Below are 20,158 nucleotides of genomic sequence, written 5' to 3' on the forward strand. Positions count from 1 at the left end.
AGAGTTCCATCTCGTGCTCAAGACGCCGACCGGGTGACCGGGAGGCGGGGTGAAGAACACAGAATCCGCGGATTCATGCCGAGAATGGCAGGTCCAGGGCGGGTGGTGCTCACCGGGTGCGCGGCCGGCAGTGATGCGGGTCGGAATTCCTGAAGAAGATGATCTGGTTTGACAGCCGGGAATCATGTGGTAAGCTTTGCGAGGCCTTCCACGTGGATGGTCCGGTGAGTGTCTGACACCGCGTTGAGCGGAGTTAACATGGTCGGATCGCGTGGTAAGGTTTTCTAGCCCGGCCACGTGAACGGACGGTGAAGGCTTCGGACACGGAGTTGACACGGTCGAATCGGATGGTCTAGGATGGAGAAGTTGCTCCAGAGCGAAACGGCCCGCGGAGTGGGTCGCTGAAGCTGGAAGCGCCTGTTGTTTGAGAACTCAATAGTGTGCCAAGTTTGTTGATGCCAATTGTTTTAACACATATTGGTTGATCATCGCCTGCCACCCCCGTAGTGTGGTGATGGTCTGCCAGGTATTGAATGGATGTCGTGGTGGTTATTTCCGGCTGCCACGGTGTTGTTCTGTAATTTTTTTACGGAGAGTTTGATCCTGGCTCAGGATGAACGCTGGCGGCGTGCTTAACACATGCAAGTCGAACGATGAAGCCCAGCTTGCTGGGTGGATTAGTGGCGAACGGGTGAGTAACACGTGAGTAACCTGCCCTTAACTCTGGGATAAGCCTGGGAAACTGGGTCTAATACCGGATAGGAGCGTCCACCGCATGGTGGGTGTTGGAAAGATTTATCGGTTTTGGATGGACTCGCGGCCTATCAGCTTGTTGGTGAGGTAATGGCTCACCAAGGCGACGACGGGTAGCCGGCCTGAGAGGGTGACCGGCCACACTGGGACTGAGACACGGCCCAGACTCCTACGGGAGGCAGCAGTGGGGAATATTGCACAATGGGCGCAAGCCTGATGCAGCGACGCCGCGTGAGGGATGACGGCCTTCGGGTTGTAAACCTCTTTCAGTAGGGAAGAAGCGAAAGTGACGGTACCTGCAGAAGAAGCACCGGCTAACTACGTGCCAGCAGCCGCGGTAATACGTAGGGTGCGAGCGTTATCCGGAATTATTGGGCGTAAAGAGCTCGTAGGCGGTTTGTCGCGTCTGTCGTGAAAGTCCGGGGCTTAACCCCGGATCTGCGGTGGGTACGGGCAGACTAGAGTGCAGTAGGGGAGACTGGAATTCCTGGTGTAGCGGTGGAATGCGCAGATATCAGGAGGAACACCGATGGCGAAGGCAGGTCTCTGGGCTGTAACTGACGCTGAGGAGCGAAAGCATGGGGAGCGAACAGGATTAGATACCCTGGTAGTCCATGCCGTAAACGTTGGGCACTAGGTGTGGGGACCATTCCACGGTTTCCGCGCCGCAGCTAACGCATTAAGTGCCCCGCCTGGGGAGTACGGCCGCAAGGCTAAAACTCAAAGGAATTGACGGGGGCCCGCACAAGCGGCGGAGCATGCGGATTAATTCGATGCAACGCGAAGAACCTTACCAAGGCTTGACATGTTCTCGATCGCCGTAGAGATACGGTTTCCCCTTTGGGGCGGGTTCACAGGTGGTGCATGGTTGTCGTCAGCTCGTGTCGTGAGATGTTGGGTTAAGTCCCGCAACGAGCGCAACCCTCGTTCCATGTTGCCAGCACGTAATGGTGGGGACTCATGGGAGACTGCCGGGGTCAACTCGGAGGAAGGTGAGGACGACGTCAAATCATCATGCCCCTTATGTCTTGGGCTTCACGCATGCTACAATGGCCGGTACAATGGGTTGCGATACTGTGAGGTGGAGCTAATCCCAAAAAGCCGGTCTCAGTTCGGATTGGGGTCTGCAACTCGACCCCATGAAGTCGGAGTCGCTAGTAATCGCAGATCAGCAACGCTGCGGTGAATACGTTCCCGGGCCTTGTACACACCGCCCGTCAAGTCACGAAAGTTGGTAACACCCGAAGCCGGTGGCCTAACCCTTGTGGGGGGAGCCGTCGAAGGTGGGACCAGCGATTGGGACTAAGTCGTAACAAGGTAGCCGTACCGGAAGGTGCGGCTGGATCACCTCCTTTCTAAGGAGCATTAGTGCCCGTTGCATCACCGCGTGTGTGATGGCGGGTTGCTCATGGGTGGAACATCAATGAATGGTGCCAGTGGTGGTGCCGGCAGTGCTCGAGTACGTCATGCCTGTGAGGGTGTGGTTGGAATGGGTGGTGTTGGTGGCTGCGAGCTGGTGTTGGCACACTGTTGGGTCCTGGAACAGCAGGCACCCTGACCTGTGAGGGTTGGGGTTGTTGTTTCTGGTGTCCGTGCCTTGTGAAGCTGGCCTGTGTGGTTGGTGGATGGGGTGTGGGTTGTTGTTTGAGAACTGCATAGTGGACGCGAGCATCTTATTTTTTGTTGCTGCATCGTTGATCGCACTGTTCCCCCCTGGGGTGGTGTGTGAGGTGTGGTGATGCCGAGAATGACATCTTAGTTAGATATTGCTCATTTGAGGACTTTCATTGTGTGTGAAAGTTTCCAAGGGCGCATGGTGGATGCCTTGGCAACAGGAGCCGAAGAAGGACGTGGGAATCTGCGATAAGCCTGGTGGAGTCGATAACCGGACGTTGAGACCAGGATTTCCGAATGGGGAAACCCCGCACGACGTGTCGTGTGACCCCCGGTTGAACACATAGACCGGGTGGAGGGAACGTGGGGAAGTGAAACATCTCAGTACCCACAGGAAGAGAAAACAAAAGTGATTCCGTTAGTAGTGGCGAGCGAACGCGGATGGGGCTAAACCGTATGTGTGTGATACCCGGCAGGGGTTGCATGTGCGGTGTTGTGGGCCCCTCCTTGTCATGTCTGCCGGCATGGCGCAGTGAGGTGCGGGCATATAGACGAACCAGTGTGGATGCTGGACCGTAGAGGGTGAGAGTCCCGTAGTCGAAATGTGTTCCGCCGCTGTTGGAGGGTTGCCCGAGTAGCACGGGGCCCGAGGAATCCCGTGTGAATCTGCCAGGACCACCTGGTAAGCCTGAATACTACCTGTTGACCGATAGCGGATCAGTACCGTGAGGGAATGGTGAAAAGTACCCCGGGAGGGGAGTGAAATAGTACCTGAAACCATGTGCCTACAAACCGTTGGAGCCTCCTTGTGGGGTGACAGCGTGCCTTTTGAAGAATGAGCCTGCGAGTTAGTGATACGTGGCGAGGTTAACCCGTGTGGGGAAGCCGTAGCGAAAGCGAGTCTGAATAGGGCGATTGAGTCGCGTGTCCTAGACCCGAAGCGGAGTGATCTACCCATGGCCAGGTTGAAGCGCGTGTAAGAGCGCGTGGAGGACCGAACCCACTTCAGTTGAAAATGGAGGGGATGAGCTGTGGGTAGGGGTGAAAGGCCAATCAAACTCCGTGATAGCTGGTTCTCCCCGAAATGCATTTAGGTGCAGCGTCACGTGTTTCTTCCCGGAGGTAGAGCTACTGGATGGACGATGGGCCCTACAAGGTTACTGACTTCAGCCAAACTCCGAATGCCGGGAAGTGAGAGCGTGGCAGTGAGACTGTGGGGGATAAGCTTCATAGTCGAGAGGGAAACAGCCCAGACCACCGGTTAAGGCCCCTAAGCGTGTGCTAAGTGGGAAAGGATGTGGAGTTGCTGAGACAACCAGGAGGTTGGCTTAGAAGCAGCCACCCTTGAAAGAGTGCGTAATAGCTCACTGGTCAAGTGATTCCGCGCCGACAATGTAGCGGGGCTCAAGTACACCGCCGAAACCGTGGCATTCAGTTTTGCTGGATGGGTAGGGGAGCGTCGTTCACGAGGTGAAGCCAGCGGGTAACTTCTGGTGGATTGTGGACGAGTGAGAATGCAGGCATGAGTAGCGAAAGACGGGTGAGAAACCCGTCCGCCGGATGACTAAGGGTTCCAGGGTCAAGCTAATCTGCCCTGGGTAAGTCGGGACCTAAGGCGAGGCCGACAGGCGTAGTCGATGGACAACGGGTTGATATTCCCGTACCAGTGAAGAACCGCCCATGCTGAGCCGGTGATACTAACCGCCCGAACCATCCCGAACCCCGTCTTTGACGGGGTCGGTGATGGGGAGCGCGGGACCTGAACCGGGGAGGCAAGCGCATTAACAGGTGTGACGCAGGAAGGTAGCCGGGCCGGGCAATGGAAATGACTTGGTCTAAGGGTGTAGGGCTGCCGGTAGGTAAATCCGCCGGCTGTATGCCTGAGACCTGATGGGCGCCCACGTGGTGGGTGATCCGGTGATCCTATGCTGCCTAGAAAAGCATCGGCGCGAGGTTCAAACTGCCCGTACCCTAAACCGACACAGGTGGTCAGGTAGAGAATACTAAGGCGATCGAGAGAATCATGGTTAAGGAACTCGGCAAAATGCCCCCGTAACTTCGGGAGAAGGGGGGCCCCAACCTTGAGCACCACGTGCTGGTGTGAGGGGATCGGGGCCGCAGAGACCAGGGGGAAGCGACTGTTTATCAAAAACACAGGTCCATGCGAAGTCGTAAGACGATGTATATGGACTGACTCCTGCCCGGTGCTGGAAGGTTAAGGGGACCCGTTAGCTTCGGCGAAGCGGAGAACTTAAGCCCCAGTAAACGGCGGTGGTAACTATAACCATCCTAAGGTAGCGAAATTCCTTGTCGGGTAAGTTCCGACCTGCACGAATGGAGTAACGACTTCCCCGCTGTCTCAACCATGAACTCGGCGAAATTGCATTACGAGTAAAGATGCTCGTTACGCGCAGAAGGACGGAAAGACCCCGTGACCTTTACTATAGTTTGGTATTGGTATTCGGTGTGACTTGTGTAGGATAGGTGGGAGACTGTGAAGCGGGCACGCCAGTGTTCGTGGAGTCGCCGTTGAAATACCACTCTGGTCACTCTGGATATCTAACTTCGGCCCGTGATCCGGGTCAGGGACAGTGCCTGATGGGTAGTTTAACTGGGGCGGTTGCCTCCTAAAATGTAACGGAGGCGCCCAAAGGTTCCCTCAGCCTGGTTGGCAATCAGGTGTCGAGTGCAAGTGCACAAGGGAGCTTGACTGTGAGAGTGGCAGCTCGAGCAGGGACGAAAGTCGGGACTAGTGATCCGGCGGCTCGTTGTGGAACGGCCGTCGCTCAACGGATAAAAGGTACCTCGGGGATAACAGGCTGATCTTGCCCAAGAGTCCATATCGACGGCATGGTTTGGCACCTCGATGTCGGCTCGTCGCATCCTGGGGCTGGAGTAGGTCCCAAGGGTTGGGCTGTTCGCCCATTAAAGCGGTACGCGAGCTGGGTTCAGAACGTCGTGAGACAGTTCGGTCCCTATCCTCTGCGCGCGTTGGAAATTTGAGAAGGTCTGTCCTTAGTACGAGAGGACCGGGACGGACGAACCTCTGGTATGTCAGTTGTACCGCCAGGTGCATGGCTGATTAGCTACGTTCGGGATGGATAACCGCTGAAAGCATCTAAGCGGGAAGCCGGCTTCGAGATGAGATTTCCTTGCCCCTTTGAGGGTGTGAGGCCCCCAGCTAGAACACTGGGTTGATAGGCTGGATGTGGAAGCGAGGACTGAAGACTCGTGAAGCTGACCAGTACTAATAGGCCGATGACTTACACACACTCTTATCCTATTGCTTGCTTCAAGGTGATGGGTTGGTGTTCGCGTCCACTGTGCGGTTGTCTGATTGCAACCGGCTGTCTGCTTGTTGGTGGGTGGTTGGGGTGTTTTGAGTTGAATAGTGTCACTGTTGTGTGACCCGTAGGTTTCCCTGCTGTTGCCCGTGTTGAGGGTGGTGGTGTGGGGTTAGGGTTACGGCGGTCATAGCGTGGGGGAAACGCCCGGTTCCATTCCGAACCCGGAAGCTAAGGCCCACAGCGCCGATGGTACTGCAGCCGGGAGGTTGTGGGAGAGTAGGTCGCCGCCGGACATTCTTTGAGGGAGGGCCTCGCACCGTTGGGTGCGAGGCCCTTCCCGCATTTCTGGACTGTTTTCCCCGCAAGGACGGTCTGCCACAGGCTCCGGGCACTAGCCTGGTCCCCTGAGGACCCGGCCGCGAGGCCGGCACATGAGGAACAGAGACCGCGTTCCCGCGGACCGTCGCGGCGTGACGCCCAGGAAGGACACCATGGCTGAGGACACCCCCCGAGAGCGCCGCGAGGACCGCGGATCCGAGGGCCGCGGGCCCCGTGGTGGCGGTGATGGCCGGCGTCGTGGTGGTGACCGCGACGGACGTCCTCGCAGCGGTGCCGGTGACCGGCGCCGCTCCGGCGGGCCTCACGAGGACCGGCGGCGCGGCCCGGGCCAGGGGGGCGGACGCCCCGAGCGCCGCGGTGCGCCGACGGGCCCTCGTCGCGAGGACCGCGCCGAACGACCCGCGCACAATCCCGGTGACCTCCGAGCGGCGAATCGTGCGGACCAGGAGCGCTCTCCGGACATCGACCCGGACGTGACGGGCCAGGAGCTCGACCGCGGCACGCTCAAGGAGATCAACGGCCTTGACGAGCGTCCTGCCAGCTGGGTCGCCAAGCATCTCGTGATGGCCGGCCGCTACCTGGACGTCGACCCGGCGCTGGCGTTCCAGCACGCCCTCGCCGCGTCCCGCAAGGGCGGCCGCCTCTCACGCGTGCGCGAGGCAGTCGCGCTCACCGCCTACGCGGCGGGGGAGTACGCCGACGCGCTGCGCGAGTTCCGCACCTACCGGCGCATGACGGGCGACGACACCCACATCGCCGCGCAGGTGGACAGCGAGCGTGCCCTCGGCCGCACGGAGAAGGCCCTGCAGCTGGCCGCCGAGGTGGATGCCTCGCGTCTGGACCGGGCGGCGCGGGCCGAGCTGGCCATGGTCGTCTCCGGCATCCGCGAGGACGCCGGCGACCTTCAGGGTGCCCATGAGGCCCTGCAGATCCCGGAACTGGACCGGCGGCGCGGCTACCCCTTCTCTCCCCGGCTGTTCCAGCGTCAGGCCGACGTGCTGCTCGCCCTGGGGCGCCGCGACGAGGCTCGGCTCTGGGCGCGTGCCGTGCGCGTCGCGGAGAAGGCCCTCGGCGTGGGCGGGTTCGCGGACCCGGAGATCATCGACGTGGACACCGAGCCGGTCGAGGACCCCCGGGACCGCCGCCCGTCCCCCCGCGACCGGCGCCACGAGCGGTATGCGGCCGAGGCCGGTGCGGAGCGGACGGCGGACGGATCCCCGGCCGAGGAGCCGGAGGCCGCCACGGAGCCGACCGAGGCGCCCCGGCCGGAGGCCGCCGCAGAGCCGCCGGCCGCCGTCGACGCGCCGGACGAGGTCGACCCGAACCAGCTGTCGCTGTTCGACGCCCTCGAGGCCCCGGAGGCAGACGAGCGGTGAGCGCCACGTTCTTCGCCGGTCACGACGGGCTGCTCTGCGACCTGGACGGCGTCGTCTACGCCGGAGGCGGCGCGATCGCCGGGGCGGTCGAGACGCTGTCGACGCTGCAGGAACGGGGCGTGCCGGTCGGGTTCGTGACGAACAACGCCTCCCGCGCGCCGGAGTCTGTGGCCGAGCATCTCCGCACGCTCGGGGTGCCCGCGCAGGCGGGGCAGGTCTTCGGCTCCGCACCGGCGGGCGTCGACCTGCTCGAGGAGACGCTCGGCCGCCGCACCGGCCGGGTGCTCGTGGTCGGCTCGGCGTACCTGCGCGCCGTGGTCGAGGAGCGGGGCTACGAGGTGGTCGCGTCCGCGGCGCAGCGCCCCGACGCGGTGATCCAGGGCTTCGACCCCGGTCTCGGCTGGGCCGATCTGGCGGAGGCGGCGTACGCCGTGCGCGCCGGGGCCACCTGGGTCGCCACCAACCTGGACACCTCGATCCCGCGCGCGGAGGGGATCGCCCCCGGCAACGGGGCCCTCGTCGAGGCGGTGGGCCGGGCCACCGGCACCGCGCCCGTCGCGGCGGGCAAGCCCGAGCCACGACTGTTCCGGACGGCGGCCGAGGCCCTCGGCCTGGCCCGTCCCCTCGTGGTCGGCGACCGCCTGGACACGGACATCCGCGGCGGCAACGCGGCGGGGTTCGACACGGTGCTCGTCCTGACCGGCATCGACACGCGCGAGACCGCGGCCGCCGCCCCCGGGCCGGACCGGCCCACGTGGGTCCGTGCGCACCTGCCCGCTCTGCTCGCCGGCGGGGCCGAGGGCTCCGCGGACCCACGGCGTGGCTGAGACCGCACGCGCCGACGTCGCCCTGGCCGCCCGGGGCCTGGCCCGCTCCCGCACGGAGGGCGCGGCGCTCATCCGCGCGGGGCAGGTCCTCCTCGACGGCCGCCCGGTGCGCCGGCCCTCCGACCGCGTGGCCGCCGACGCCACGCTGCGCCTGCGCGACCCGGGCCCGCGGTACGTCTCCCGTGCGGCCCACAAGCTCGTCAGCGCGCTCGAGGCGTTCCCGGACGTCGCCGTGGCCGGCCGCCGGGCGCTCGACGCCGGGGCCTCCACCGGCGGATTCACCCAGGTCCTCCTCGAGCGGGGCGCCGAACGGGTGGCCGCCGTGGACGTGGGCCACGACCAGCTGGCCCCGACCGTCCAGGCCGACCCCCGCGTCCTCGTGCGCGAGGGGCTCAACGTCCGCGACCTCACGGCCGAGGACATCGACGGTCCGGTGGACCTGGTGGTCTCCGACCTGTCCTTCATCTCGCTGCGCCTCGTCCTCGCCCCGCTCGCGGGCGTGTGCCGACCCGGCGCGGAGCTGCTGCTCATGGTCAAGCCCCAGTTCGAGGTCGGGCGGCGCGCCCTGCCGCGCTCCGGCGTCGTCACCGATCCGGACGCCCGCCGCGACGCCGTCGCCGGGGTGGCCGCGGCCGCGCTGGGCGCCGGCCTCGCCCCCCGCGGCCTCACCCGATCCGGCCTGGCCGGCCAGGACGGGAACGCCGAGTTCTTCCTGCGGCTCCACCGCCCCGACGCCACCGCGGCCGACGACCCGGCCGGCAGGACGAGCCCGGCCACGCCCGCCGACGAGCGCGCCGCCGGGTGGGTCCGGGGCGCCCACATCGACTGGTCCTGACCCGCGTCCGGGGGGGCGCCGCCCGTCCACGGGCGCGGGGCCACCGGTTCGCGTGTCCGATCTCGTGGCTATCCTGGAGCGCAGTGCCCGGCACCCCGGCTCGCGGAAGGAACCATGCCCTACACCCCCGGACGTCGTGTCCTCGTCCTGACCCACACGGGCCGCGAGGACGCCATCAGCGCGGCGCTGCAGGCCACCCGCATGTTCGCGGAGGAGGGCCTGGTCAGCGTCATGCTCGAACAGGACGTGGCCGCCATCCGCGCGGCCGCGGGGGACCCCCCGGAGTTCGCGCCGGAGGCCCTCGGGGTCGACTGCGAGCTCGAGGACATCACCCTCGGCCTCGTCCTCGGCGGCGACGGCTCGGTGCTGCGGGCGGCCGACTTCGTCCGCGGCCACAACGTGCCACTGCTGGCGGTGAACCTGGGCCACGTCGGCTTCCTCGCCGAGTCCGAGCGCACCGACCTGCACCGCACCGTCCAGGCGATCGCCTCGGAGTCCTACGTGGTGATCGAGCGCATGGCCCTGGACGTCGTCGTGCTCGTGGAGGGCCGCGAGGTGGCCCGCACGTGGGCCCTCAACGAGGCCTCCGTGGAGAAGTCCCACCGGGAGCGGATGCTCGAGGTGGTCGTCTCCGTGGACAACTCGCCGCTGACGGCCTTCGGCTGCGACGGCGTCGTCCTGGCCACCCCCACCGGCTCCACCGCCTACGCCTTCTCCGGCGGGGGCCCCGTCGTGTGGCCCTCCGTGGAGGCCCTGCTGTGCGTGCCCATCAGCGCCCACGCCCTGTTCACCCGCCCCCTCGTGGTGGGTCCGCGCTCCACGATCGGCGTGGACGTGCTCACCCGCACCCGCGAGACCGGTGTGCTGTGGTGTGACGGCCGGCGCACCGTCGAACTGCCGCCGCAGGCCCGGATCGAGGTGTCCCGGTCGGCGGAGCCGGTGCGCCTGGCCCGTCTCAACCCGACGCCCTTCGCGGAACGGCTCGTGCGCAAGTTCCGGCTGCCCACGGACGGCTGGCGCGGCCCCGTCACCGCCCAGGAGCGGGCGGGCGTGCTCCACGCGGTGGAGACCGTCGAGCCGCGGCACGCGGGGCCGCGTCCCGACGTCGTCGAACCGGCCACCATGCCGCTGTCGGTGCTCTCGCCCGCGGACATCCAGCGCCACCGCGACCGCGGGGCGCGTCACCCCGGGGAGGACGCATGATCGACCATCTGAGGATCTCGGGGCTCGGCGTGATCGGCGAGGCCACCGTGGACCTGGACCCCGGCTTCACCGTCGTCACCGGCGAGACCGGCGCCGGCAAGACCATGGTGGTCACCGCCCTGGGCCTGCTGCTCGGCGCTCGCGCCGACGCGGGCGCGGTCCGCCGGGGCTCGTCCCGTGCCGTCGTGGACGCCGGCGTCCGCCTGCCCGAGGCGCACGCCGCGCTCGCCCTCGCCGAGGACGCCGGGGCCGTGCTGGACGAGGCCGACGAGGGCGTCCGGGAGCTCGTCCTGAGCCGCAGCGTCACGGCGTCCGGGGAGGGGACCCGCTCGCGCGCCGCCGCCGGCGGGCGGACCGTGCCCGTCGGCCTGCTCGCCGAGATCGGGGCGACCCTCGTGGCCGTGCACGGCCAGAACGACCAGGTCCGCCTCCAGGGCGCCGACGCCCAGCGGCACGCCCTCGATGCGTTCGGCGGCGCCGAGCTCGCCGCGGCCCTGCGCGCCTACCGCGCGGACCACGCCGCCTGGACCGCCGCGCGTCGGGAGCGCGAGGAGCTCACCGCCCACCGCCAAGAGCGGGCCCGCGAAGCCGAGGCGCTCCAGCGCTCGCTCGAGGAGATCGACCTCGCCGAGCCGCAGGAGGGCGAGGACGAGGAGCTGCGGGCTCTCATCCGCCGGCTCGAGGACGTCGAGGAGCTGCGCGCCGCCTCCGGGGAGGCACACGCCCGACTGGCCGGCCCCGACGTGGACACGATGGACGAGACCCCCGGCGCCGTCAGCCTCGTGGAGGCGGCGCAGCAGGCCGTGCTCGCCGCCCCCGGCGACGACCCCGAGCTCGCCGCCGCGGCCGCGCGCCTGGCCGAGGCCGCCGTCGTGCTCACGGACATCGCCGGCGACCTGGCCCGCTACACCGCTGACCTGGACGCCGACGCGGCCTCCGACCTCGACGCGGCCCAGTCGCGGCTGGCCGAGCTCACACGACTGCAGCGGCTCTACGGGCCGGAGCTCGCCGACGTGATCGACTGGGCCCGGACCCAGCGTCCGCGCCTGGACGAGCTGCAGGGCGACTCCGGCCGCCTCGAGGAGCTCGAGGCGGAGGTCGACCGGCTCGACGCCGCGCTGCGCGAACGGGCCGCGACCCTCACCGCCCTGCGCACCGCGGCCGCCGAGCGGCTCGAGACCGCGGTGACCGAGGAGCTGCACGCCCTGTTCATGCCGGACGCCTCGTTCCACGTGGGACTGACGCCGGTCGCCGGGGACGGTCTCGGCCCGTACGGCGCTGAGGACGTCACGCTCGCCCTGCGCCCCCACGCGGGTGTCGAGCCCCGGCCCCTGGGCCGCGGCGCCTCCGGCGGCGAGCTCTCCCGCGTGATGCTCGCCCTCGAGGTGGTCCTGGCCGCCACGGACCCGGTGCCCACCTTCGTGTTCGACGAGGTCGACGCCGGCGTGGGCGGTGAGGCCGCCGTGCGGATCGGGGCCCGCCTGGCCCGGCTCGCCCGCCACGTGCAGGTCATCGCCGTGACGCACCTGCCCCAGGTCGCCGCCTACGCGGACCGGCACGTGCGGGTGGAGAAGAACTCGGACCCGGCCGCGGGTGTGACCACCTCCGACGTCGTGACGCTGACGGCCGACGAGCGGGTCGAGGAGCTCGCCCGCATGCTCGCCGGGCACGGGGACTCCGCGGCGGCCCGCGAGCATGCCCGGGAGCTGCTCGAGTCCTCCGCCCGCGAACGCGGCTGACCCGGTCCGTGGACGCCGCCCCGACATGAAAGGATCGCCCCATGCCTGAGATCCCCGCGTCCGCGGGACGCTCGCCCCTGCGCGACCTGCACGTCCCCCGCCCGGTGAAGAAGTCGAAGACCGTCTACGAGGGCCGAGTGTGGGACATCGCCCGGGAGTCGTTCCGCCTGGACCCGGCGGACAAGTCCCGGGAACCGCTGACCCGGGAGCTGATGGTGCACCCGGGCGCCGTGGCGATCCTCGCGGTCCGCACCAAGCTCACCACCACCGGCCCCCGCGAGCAGGTGGCCCTCGTCCGCCAGTACCGCCACCCCGTGGGCATGGAGCTGTGGGAGATCCCGGCGGGCCTGCGGGACGTGGACGGGGAGGACCTCCACCAGGTCGCCGTCCGTGAGCTGGCCGAGGAGGCCGACCTGCGCGCCCGCGAGTGGCACACCCTCGTCGACTACTACACGACCCCGGGCGGCTCCAGCGAGGCGATCCGCGTGTTCCTGGCCCGTCAGATCGAAGAGATCCCCGACGGCGAGCGGCACACCCGGCAGGACGAGGAGGCCGCCATGCCGCTCGTGTGGGTCGGCGTCGACGAGGTGACCGACGCCGTCCTGGATGGGCGCGTGCACAACCCCTCCACGGTCGTGGCGATCCTCGCCCTGTGCGCCCACCGCGCCCAGGGGTGGCGGCGCCTGCGCCCCGTGGACGCCCCCTTCGTCCCGGACCGCCACGGCCCCGGGGCGGACTGGCCCGCGTGAGCACCGACCCGGCCGCCCGGGGGAGCGGCGAGGCCGAGGCCCGTGGGAGCCGTGGGGGCCGGGGCGCGGAGTCCGCGCTCGCGGCCCCGTTCCGCCGCCACCTGGAGCACCTGGCCGTCGAGCGGGGCCTCGCCGCGAACACGCTGGCCGCCTACCGCCGCGACCTCGAGCGCTACCGCCGCTGGCTCGAAGCCCACGGGGTGCGCGCCCCCGCCGACGTCGACCCCGGCCACGTCTCCGGCTTCCTGCGGGCGCTGGGCACCGGCGAGGACGGCGGGCGGCCCCTCGCGGTCCGCTCGGCGGCCCGCGTGCTCGCGGCCGTGCGCGGCCTGCACCGGTTCTGGGCCCTCGAGGGACTCACGCCCGCCGACCCCGCCCGCGACGTCCACCCGCCGAAGCCGGGCGACCGCCTGCCGAAGGCGCTCCCCGTGGAGCAGGTGACGGCGCTGCTGGAGGCCGTGCCCGTCGACACCCCCGCCGGACTGCGGGACCGCGCGCTGCTCGAGTTCCTCTACGGCACCGGCGCCCGCATCTCCGAGGTGGTCGGCCTCGACGTCGACGACGTGGTGGGGCTCGCGCAGACCGGGGACGACGGCGGCCAGCCCGTGGTCCGCCTGTTCGGCAAGGGGTCCAAGGAGCGCGTGGTGCCGATCGGCTCCTACGCGGCCGCCGCGCTCGACGCATGGCTGGTGCGGGGACGGCCCACGATCATGACGGGAGTCACACGCTCCACGCCCGCCCTGTTCGTCAACGCCCGCGGGGGCCGGCTCTCCCGGCAGTCCGCGTGGGCCGTGCTGAAGCGGGCGGCCGAGCGCGCCGGCCTCGAGGCGGACGTCTCGCCCCACACCCTGCGCCACTGCTTCGCCACGCACCTGCTGGCCGGCGGCGCGGACGTCCGCGTGGTCCAGGAGCTGCTCGGGCACGCGTCCGTGACCACCACGCAGGTGTACACCCTCGTCACCGTGGACTCCCTGCGCGAGGTCTACTCCGCCGCGCATCCGCGCGCGCGCTGAGCCCCGCACCTGATACGCTCAAAATCCGTGGTGAAACGAACTTCTCGTACTCAGACGTCCACGCGCGTCACCCGTCACGTGTTCGTGACCGGCGGTGTCGCCTCCTCCCTCGGCAAGGGGCTCACGGCCTCCTCGCTCGGCCACCTGCTCAAGGCGCGCGGGCTCAGGGTGGTGATGCAGAAGCTCGACCCCTACCTCAACGTGGACCCGGGCACCATGAACCCGTTCCAGCACGGCGAGGTGTTCGTCACCGAGGACGGCGCCGAGACGGACCTGGACATCGGCCACTACGAGCGCTTCCTCGACGAGGACCTCGACGGCCTGGACAACGTGACCACCGGCCAGGTGTACTCCACCGTGATCGCCCGCGAGCGCCGCGGCGAGTACCTCGGGGACACCGTCCAGGTCATCCCGCACATCACCGACGAGATCTGCCGCCGGATGCGCCTGCCCGCGGAGCCCCGCGGCGACCGCCCCGCCCCGGACGTGATCATCACGGAGATCGGCGGCACCGTCGGCGACATCGAGTCGCAGCCCTTCCTCGAGGCCGCCCGCCAGGTCCGCCAGGACGTCGGCCGCGACGACGTCTTCTTCCTGCACGTCTCCCTCGTGCCGTACATCGGCCCCTCGCAGGAGCTCAAGACCAAGCCCACCCAGCACTCCGTGGCCGCCCTGCGCTCGATCGGCATCCAGCCGGACGCGATCGTGCTGCGCTCGGACCGGGCCGTCCCCGACGATGTCCGCGGCAAGATCGCCCGCATGTGCGACGTCCCGCAGGACGCCGTCGTCAACTGCGCCGACGCCCCCTCCATCTACGACATCCCCCGCGTCATCCACGACCAGGGCCTCGACGCCCACGTGGTGCAGTCCCTGGACCTGAAGTTCAAGGACGTGGACTGGACCGCGTGGGATGCCCTCATGGACGCCGTGCACCACCCGGAGCACGAGCTCACGGTGGCGCTCGTGGGCAAGTACGTGGACCTGCCGGACGCCTACCTGTCCGTCACCGAGGCGCTGCGCGCCGGTGGCTTCGCCCACCGGGCCAAGGTGGGCATCCGCTGGGTGGCCGCGGACGAGTGCGCCACCCCCGAGGGCGCGGCGGTGGCGCTCGCGGACGTCGACGCCGTGTGTGTGCCCGGCGGCTTCGGCGTGCGCGGGCTCGAGGGCAAGCTCGGCGCGCTGCGGCACGCCCGCGAGCAGCGGATCCCGACGCTGGGTCTGTGCCTGGGCCTGCAGTCCATGGTCATCGAGTACGCCCGCAACGTCCTCGGCCTGGAGGACGCGGACTCCACCGAGTTCGACCCGGAGACCGCCTCGCCCGTGATCGCCACCATGGCCGAGCAGGAGCAGATCGTGGCCGGCGAGGGGGACCTCGGCGGCACCATGCGCCTGGGCGCCTTCCCCGCGACCCTGCGCCCGGGCTCCGTGGTGGCCGAGGCCTACGGCACCACCGAGGTGACCGAGCGCCACCGCCACCGCTACGAGGTGAACAACGCCTACCGCGACCGCCTCGAGGAGGCCGGTCTCGCGATCTGCGGCACCTCCCCGGACGGCGCCCTCGTGGAGTTCGTGGAGCTGCCCCGGGACGTGCACCCGTACTACGTGTCCACGCAGGCCCACCCGGAGTTCTCCTCCCGGCCGACCCGCCCGCACCCGCTGTTCGCCGGCCTCGTCGCCGCCGGCCTGGCCCGCCGCGCCGACGCGGCGGCCCGGCGCTGAGGGGCCGACGACCGGCCCGACACAGTGGTCACGACACGCCGTCGCCGCGCCCGGCACGCGGCGTGTCGTGACCACTCTGCGAGGGCGTCGCACCGATGACGACACGACGACGGCGGGCCGCCCCACCCGGGGCGACCCGCCGTCGTCGTGCACGCGGCACCGCGCCGCGAGCGAATGGGGCGACGTGTCGGAGGTGATCTGCGTCTACACCTCCGACAAGTCGCCCCGACCGCCCCTCACGAGGCTCAGCCCGCCTGCAGCTCCCGCTGCTCGGGGCCGTCGTAGGCCGAGAGCGGGCGGATCAGCGCGTTCGCGGCGCGCTGCTCCATGATGTGGGCGGTCCAGCCCGTGATGCGCGAGGCGATGAACAGCGGGGTGAACATCTCCGTGTCGAAGCCCATCAGGTGGTAGGTCGGGCCGGCGGGGTAGTCGAGGTTCGGCTTGATCTGCTTGGCCTCGTCCATGGCCTGCTCCAGACCGTCGTACAGGCCGAGCATCTCCTCGCGGCCGTAGTGCTCGATCATCCGGTCCAGCGCGGCCTTCATGGTGGGCACGCGGGAGTCGCCGTTCTTGTAGACGCGGTGGCCGAAGCCCATGACCTTCTTCTTCTGGGCCAGGGCGTCCTCCATCCACGCCTTCGCTCGGGCGGCGGCGTCCTCACGGGACTCCTCCTTCCGGATGCCGATCTCGTCGAAGGTGTGCATCACGGCCTCGTTGGCGCCGCCGTGCAGGGGGCCCTTGAGCGCGCCGATCGCACCGGTCACGGCCGAGTGCAGGTCGGAGAGCGTCGAGGTGATCACGCGCGCGGTGAAAGTCGAGGCGTTGAACGAGTGCTCGGCGTACAGCACCATCGAGACGCGGAACGCGTCCACGACCTCCGGGGCGGCCTCCTCGCCGAACGTCATCCAGAGGAAGTTCTGCGAGTAGTCCAGGTCCTCGCGCGGCTCCACCACGTCCTGGCCGCGCCGGCGGCGCTGGTCGTAGGCGACGACGGCCGGGAACGCCGCGAACAGCGCCTGGGCCTTCTCCAGCTCGGCCTCGGGGGAGGAGTCCTCCGCCTTCGGGTGGTTCGCGCCGAGCACGGACACGGCGGTGCGGCCGACGTCCATGGGGTGGCAGTCGGTGGGCAGCAGGTCGATGGCCTGCTTCACCTTCGGGTCGAGGGCACGGTGGGCGCGCTCGAAGCGCTCGAACGCGGCCAGCTCCTCGTCCGTGGGCAGCTCGCCCGTCCAGAGCAGCAACGCGACGGCCTCGAACGGCAGCTGCGCGGCCAGGTCCTGCACGGGATAGCCGCGATACAGCAGGGAGTTCGTCTCCGGGTTGACCTTGGAGATCGCCGTGGTGTCCACGACGACGCCGGCCAGGCCCTTCTTGATCTCGGTCTCGGTCATGGTGTCCCTCCTCGGGGAGTGGGGCCCGCCCGCGCACGGGCGGGCCCGGTGACGGGTCAGAGGTCGGCGTGGTTGGCGCCGATGTCGAGCGTGGGCACGTCGAAGTTGAAGATGCCCGTGTCGAAGGCGTTGTAGCCCTCGTAGTCCACCAGCTCGTAGAGGCGGGCGCGGGTGAGCATCTGCGCCACCTGCGACTGCTGGGTGCCCTCCTCCTTGATGGCGTCGAGCACGCGCTCGGCGGCGCCCATCGCGGAGCGCAGCAGGGTGACCGGGTAGATCACCATCGCGATGCCGGCGTCCGCCAGCTGCTGGCGGGTGAACAGCTCGGACTTGCCGAACTCGGTCATGTTCGCCAGGACCGGGACCCCGAGGGGCTCCAGCTCGCGACACACGGTCTCGAACTCGCCGATGTCCTTCAGGGCCTCCGGGAAGATCGCGTCCGCACCGGCCTCCACGAGCGCCTTCATGCGGGCGATCGCGGCGTCCAGGCCCTCCACGGCACGCAGGTCGGTGCGCGCCATGATGAGGAAGTTCGGGTCCCGGCGGGCGTCGACGGCGGCGGCGATGCGCTTGACCGCGGTGTCGAGGTCCACCATGTTCTTGCCGTCGAGGTGGCCGCACCGCTTGGGGTTGAACTGGTCCTCGATGTGGCAGCCGGCCAGGCCGGCGTTCTCGAACTCCTGCACCGTGCGGGCCACGTTCATCGGCTCGCCGAAGCCCGTGTCCGCGTCGATGAGGCACGGCAGGTCCGTGAGGCGGGCGATCTGCCCGCCGCGCACGGCCACCTCGGTGAGCGTGGTCAGCCCGACGTCGGGCAGGCCCAGCTCGTTCGCGAGCACGCCGCCGGAGATGTAGACCCCGGGGAAGCCCTTCTCCTGGATCAGCTTGGCGGTCAGCGGGGTGAACGCGCCCGGGAACTGCTGGGCGCCGCCCTGTTTCAGGGTCTGCCGCAGGTCGATCCGCTTCTGTTCGGCCGTCTTCGTCGAGTACAGCATCAGAACAGGCCCTTCGGGGCGGCGGCGAGGTCGGCCTCGGACAGGGACGCCGGGTCCGCCAGGATGTTCAGCTGGTCCAGCTCGCCGGGCTGCAGCTCGGCCACGCGCTCGGCGGCGGCCAGGAAGCGGTCCTGCTCCTCCTTCGAGACGATGCCCTCGGCCAGGGTGCGGAACTTCTGGATGTACTGCTCGCGGGCGAACGGCCGGGCGCCGAGCGGGTGGGCGTCGGCCACGGCGATCTCGTCGGTGATGACGGTGCCGTCCTTGAGGGTGATCTCCACCGCGCCGCCGAACGCCTTCTCCGCGAGGTCCAGCGAGTGGTAGCGGCGGGTCCACTCCGGGTCCTCCACGGTGGTCACCTTGTGCCACAGGGCCACGGTGTCCTCGCGCTGGGCGCGCTCGGGGGCGTAGGAGTCCACGTGGTGCCAGGAGCCGTCCTGCAGGGCCACGGTGAAGATGTAGGGGATCGAGTGGTCGAGGGTCTCGCGCGAGGCCGTCGGATCGTACTTCTGCGGGTCGTTGGCGCCCGAGCCGATCACGTAGTGGGTGTGGTGCGAGGTCTTGATCAGCACCGACTCGACGTTCGCCGGGTCGGTGGCCTCCGGGTGCTCCCTGTGGAGCTTGCGGGCCAGGTCGATCCAGGCCTGGGCCTGGTACTCGGCCGAGTGCTCCTTGGTGTAGGTGTCCAGGATGCCGCGCTTGGGCTCGCCCTGCTCGGGCAGGGGCACCTCGTAGGAGGCGTCCGGGCCGTCCAGCAGCCAGGCGATCACGCCGTCCTCGCCCTCGTAGATCGGGACGGGGGAGGTCTGGCCGCGCATGGCGCGGTCCACGGCCTCGACGGCCATCTTGCCCGCGAACGCCGGGGCGTGGGCCTTCCACGTGGAGATCTCGCCCTTGCGGGACTGGCGGGTGGCGGTGGTGGTGTGCAGGCCCTGGCCGATGGCCTGGAAGATGGTCTCGGTGTCCAGACCGAGCAGGGTGCCGATGCCGGCGGAGGCGGAGGGGCCGATGTGGGCCACGTGGTCGATCTTGTGGCCGTACAGGTTGATGGACTTCACGAGGTCCACCTGGATCTCGTAGCCGGTGGCGATGCCGCGGATCAGGTCCTTGCCGGAGCGGCCGGCGTGCTGGGCGACGGCGAGGATCGGCGGGATGTTGTCGCCCGGGTGGGAGTACTCGGCGGCCAGGAACGTGTCGTGGTAGTCCAGCTCGCGGACGGCCACGCCGTTGGCCCACGCGGCCCACTCGGGGGAGACCTTCTGCTCCACACCGAACACGGAGGCGCCCTCGCCGCCGGTGGAGACCGGGTGGGACAGGGCCTGGGCGCGGGCGGCGACGATCGGGCCGCGCTTCAGCGAGGCGACGGCGACGGAGGCGTTGTCGATGATCCGGTTGATGATCATCTCCTCGACCTCGGGCAGCACCTCGACGTCGTCGACGGCCACCTCGGCCAGCTTCCAGGCCAGCTGGTCCTTGCGCTCGAGGTTCTCCTCGGAGCGGTGGACGCGCACGTGATGGTTCTTCATGGTCGGTCTCCTTCGGTGGGGGTCAGCAGGGTCGGGGTCTCCTCGGCGCGGCCGCGCCGGGTCAGATGGTGGAAGGCGTGGTGCAGGTGGACCCGCGTGGTCGCCTCCGCGAGGTCCGCGGCGCCCGAGCCGACGGCGTCGGCGATGTCCGCGTGCTCCGCGGCGGAGGCCGCGAGGCGGGCCGGGTCGTCCGCGGCCAGTCGGCGCAGGCGTGCCAGGTGCAGGCGCAGGGTGCGCAGGGTGGAGACGAGGTAGGGGTTCGCGGCGGCCTCGTCCAGCCGGCTGTCCAGCTCGGCCGTCATCGCGTAGTAGTCCGCCGGGTCGGTCCCGCCGCGCAGGGCCGTCTCGGCCTCCTGGAAACGGCCCGCGAGGACCGTGAACCGCTCGGCCGCCTCCGGGGTGGCCCGCTGCGCGGCCCGGCGCGCCAGGAGGGACTCGAGGGCGATGCGCAGGTCGAACAGCTGGTCCGCCTGCTCGAGGGACAGGTCGGCCACGACGATGCCCCGGCCCGGTGCCTGCTCGGCCAGGCCGTCGGCCACCAGGCGGGAGAGCGCCTCGCGCAGAGGGGTGCGCGAGATGCCCAGGCGCTCGGCCTGCTCCACCTCGCCCAGGCCCGCGCCCGGTGGGAGGGACCAGTCGAGGATCTCCGCCCTCAGGGCCTGGTACGCCCGCTCACTCGCTCGCATGCCGCCAGTGTATACACAACAGTCCTGCCGAGGGCAGGGGGCGTGTCCGGGGCACGCGTCGGGCGACGCCGTCCACGGGAAGCGTCGTCCGGCGTGCGGGGGCCGG

The 20,158-nt window shown here is 68.9% G+C and carries 12 protein-coding genes and 3 rRNA genes; 11 read left to right on the forward strand and 4 right to left on the reverse strand.

What is annotated here, in order from left to right; translation table 11 throughout:
* The first annotated feature begins 585 nt into the window (after window positions 1–585).
* The 11 genes from SOY78_RS05320 to SOY78_RS05370 all read left to right on the forward strand — a co-directional run bounded on the left by SOY78_RS05320 (window position 586) and on the right by SOY78_RS05370 (window position 15,454).
* Window positions 586–2,108, forward strand: a 16S ribosomal RNA gene (locus tag SOY78_RS05320).
* 438 nt (window positions 2,109–2,546) lie between these two features.
* Window positions 2,547–5,638, forward strand: a 23S ribosomal RNA gene (locus tag SOY78_RS05325).
* 192 nt (window positions 5,639–5,830) lie between these two features.
* A 5S ribosomal RNA gene (gene rrf / locus SOY78_RS05330) occupies window positions 5,831–5,947 on the forward strand.
* The 16S, 23S and 5S rRNA genes sit together here, the layout of an rRNA operon.
* Before the next feature lie 519 nt (window positions 5,948–6,466).
* Window positions 6,467–7,369 carry a hypothetical protein gene (locus SOY78_RS05335; protein WP_324701895.1) on the forward strand — a complete coding sequence of 301 codons (903 nt, stop codon included), beginning with the start codon at window positions 6,467–6,469 and terminating at the stop codon, window positions 7,367–7,369.
* Complete coding sequence (locus SOY78_RS05340) at window positions 7,366–8,196, forward strand: HAD-IIA family hydrolase (protein ID WP_051995271.1); 831 nt, start codon at window positions 7,366–7,368, stop codon at window positions 8,194–8,196. The genes SOY78_RS05335 and SOY78_RS05340 overlap by 4 nt, the downstream gene beginning before the upstream one ends.
* Window positions 8,189–9,031, forward strand: a complete 843-nt coding sequence (locus SOY78_RS05345; RefSeq protein ID WP_324701896.1) for a TlyA family RNA methyltransferase — start codon at window positions 8,189–8,191, stop codon at window positions 9,029–9,031. The genes SOY78_RS05340 and SOY78_RS05345 overlap by 8 nt, the downstream gene beginning before the upstream one ends.
* Before the next feature lie 114 nt (window positions 9,032–9,145).
* Entirely contained in the window at window positions 9,146–10,234 is a 1,089-nt protein-coding gene (locus tag SOY78_RS05350) for an NAD kinase (protein WP_036383271.1), read from the forward strand.
* On the forward strand, window positions 10,231–11,973 hold the full coding sequence (gene recN, locus SOY78_RS05355; protein WP_036383274.1) for a DNA repair protein RecN: 1,743 nt from the start codon (window positions 10,231–10,233) through the stop codon (window positions 11,971–11,973). The genes SOY78_RS05350 and recN overlap by 4 nt, the downstream gene beginning before the upstream one ends.
* A gap of 41 nt (window positions 11,974–12,014) precedes the next feature.
* A complete protein-coding gene (locus SOY78_RS05360) occupies window positions 12,015–12,722 on the forward strand; it encodes an NUDIX domain-containing protein (RefSeq protein ID WP_036315735.1) in 708 nt (235 codons plus the stop codon).
* Window positions 12,719–13,735, forward strand: coding sequence for a site-specific tyrosine recombinase XerD (gene xerD, locus SOY78_RS05365; protein ID WP_036315732.1), 1,017 nt, complete (start codon window positions 12,719–12,721; stop codon window positions 13,733–13,735). Before SOY78_RS05360 ends, xerD begins: the two co-directional genes overlap by 4 nt.
* A gap of 9 nt (window positions 13,736–13,744) precedes the next feature.
* A complete protein-coding gene (locus SOY78_RS05370; RefSeq protein WP_080695883.1) occupies window positions 13,745–15,454 on the forward strand; it encodes a CTP synthase in 1,710 nt (569 codons plus the stop codon).
* Window positions 15,455–15,699: 245 nt separating this feature from the next.
* On the opposite strand, the gene SOY78_RS05375 is transcribed toward SOY78_RS05370, so the two are convergent.
* Genes SOY78_RS05375 through SOY78_RS05390 form a run of 4 tightly spaced genes read right to left on the reverse strand, consistent with a single transcriptional unit; the run spans window position 15,700 to window position 20,052 of the window.
* Window positions 15,700–16,845, reverse strand: coding sequence for a bifunctional 2-methylcitrate synthase/citrate synthase (locus SOY78_RS05375; protein WP_324701897.1), 1,146 nt, complete (start codon window positions 16,843–16,845; stop codon window positions 15,700–15,702).
* A gap of 56 nt (window positions 16,846–16,901) precedes the next feature.
* On the reverse strand, window positions 16,902–17,840 hold the full coding sequence (gene prpB / locus SOY78_RS05380) for a methylisocitrate lyase (protein WP_250161774.1): 939 nt from the start codon (window positions 17,838–17,840) through the stop codon (window positions 16,902–16,904).
* Window positions 17,840–19,366, reverse strand: coding sequence for an MmgE/PrpD family protein (locus SOY78_RS05385; protein WP_250161775.1), 1,527 nt, complete (start codon window positions 19,364–19,366; stop codon window positions 17,840–17,842). Before SOY78_RS05385 ends, prpB begins: the two co-directional genes overlap by 1 nt.
* Complete coding sequence (locus tag SOY78_RS05390; protein WP_002857413.1) at window positions 19,363–20,052, reverse strand: GntR family transcriptional regulator; 690 nt, start codon at window positions 20,050–20,052, stop codon at window positions 19,363–19,365. The genes SOY78_RS05385 and SOY78_RS05390 overlap by 4 nt, the downstream gene beginning before the upstream one ends.
* Window positions 20,053–20,158 lie beyond the last annotated feature (106 nt).

Origin of the sequence: Micrococcus sp. HOU01 (genome assembly GCF_035609305.1) — a bacterium.
Lineage (GTDB): Bacteria > Actinomycetota > Actinomycetes > Actinomycetales > Micrococcaceae > Micrococcus > Micrococcus luteus.

Coding starts and splice junctions, on each gene's coding strand:
- SOY78_RS05350 (WP_036383271.1), top strand. CDS start 9,146: ATGCCCTACACCCCCGGACGTCGTGTCCTCGTCCTGACCCACACGGGC.
- recN (WP_036383274.1), top strand. CDS start 10,231: ATGATCGACCATCTGAGGATCTCGGGGCTCGGCGTGATCGGCGAGGCC.
- SOY78_RS05360 (WP_036315735.1), top strand. CDS start 12,015: ATGCCTGAGATCCCCGCGTCCGCGGGACGCTCGCCCCTGCGCGACCTG.
- SOY78_RS05375 (WP_324701897.1), bottom strand. CDS start 16,845: ATGACCGAGACCGAGATCAAGAAGGGCCTGGCCGGCGTCGTCGTGGAC.
- prpB (WP_250161774.1), bottom strand. CDS start 17,840: ATGCTGTACTCGACGAAGACGGCCGAACAGAAGCGGATCGACCTGCGG.
- SOY78_RS05385 (WP_250161775.1), bottom strand. CDS start 19,366: ATGAAGAACCATCACGTGCGCGTCCACCGCTCCGAGGAGAACCTCGAG.
- SOY78_RS05390 (WP_002857413.1), bottom strand. CDS start 20,052: ATGCGAGCGAGTGAGCGGGCGTACCAGGCCCTGAGGGCGGAGATCCTC.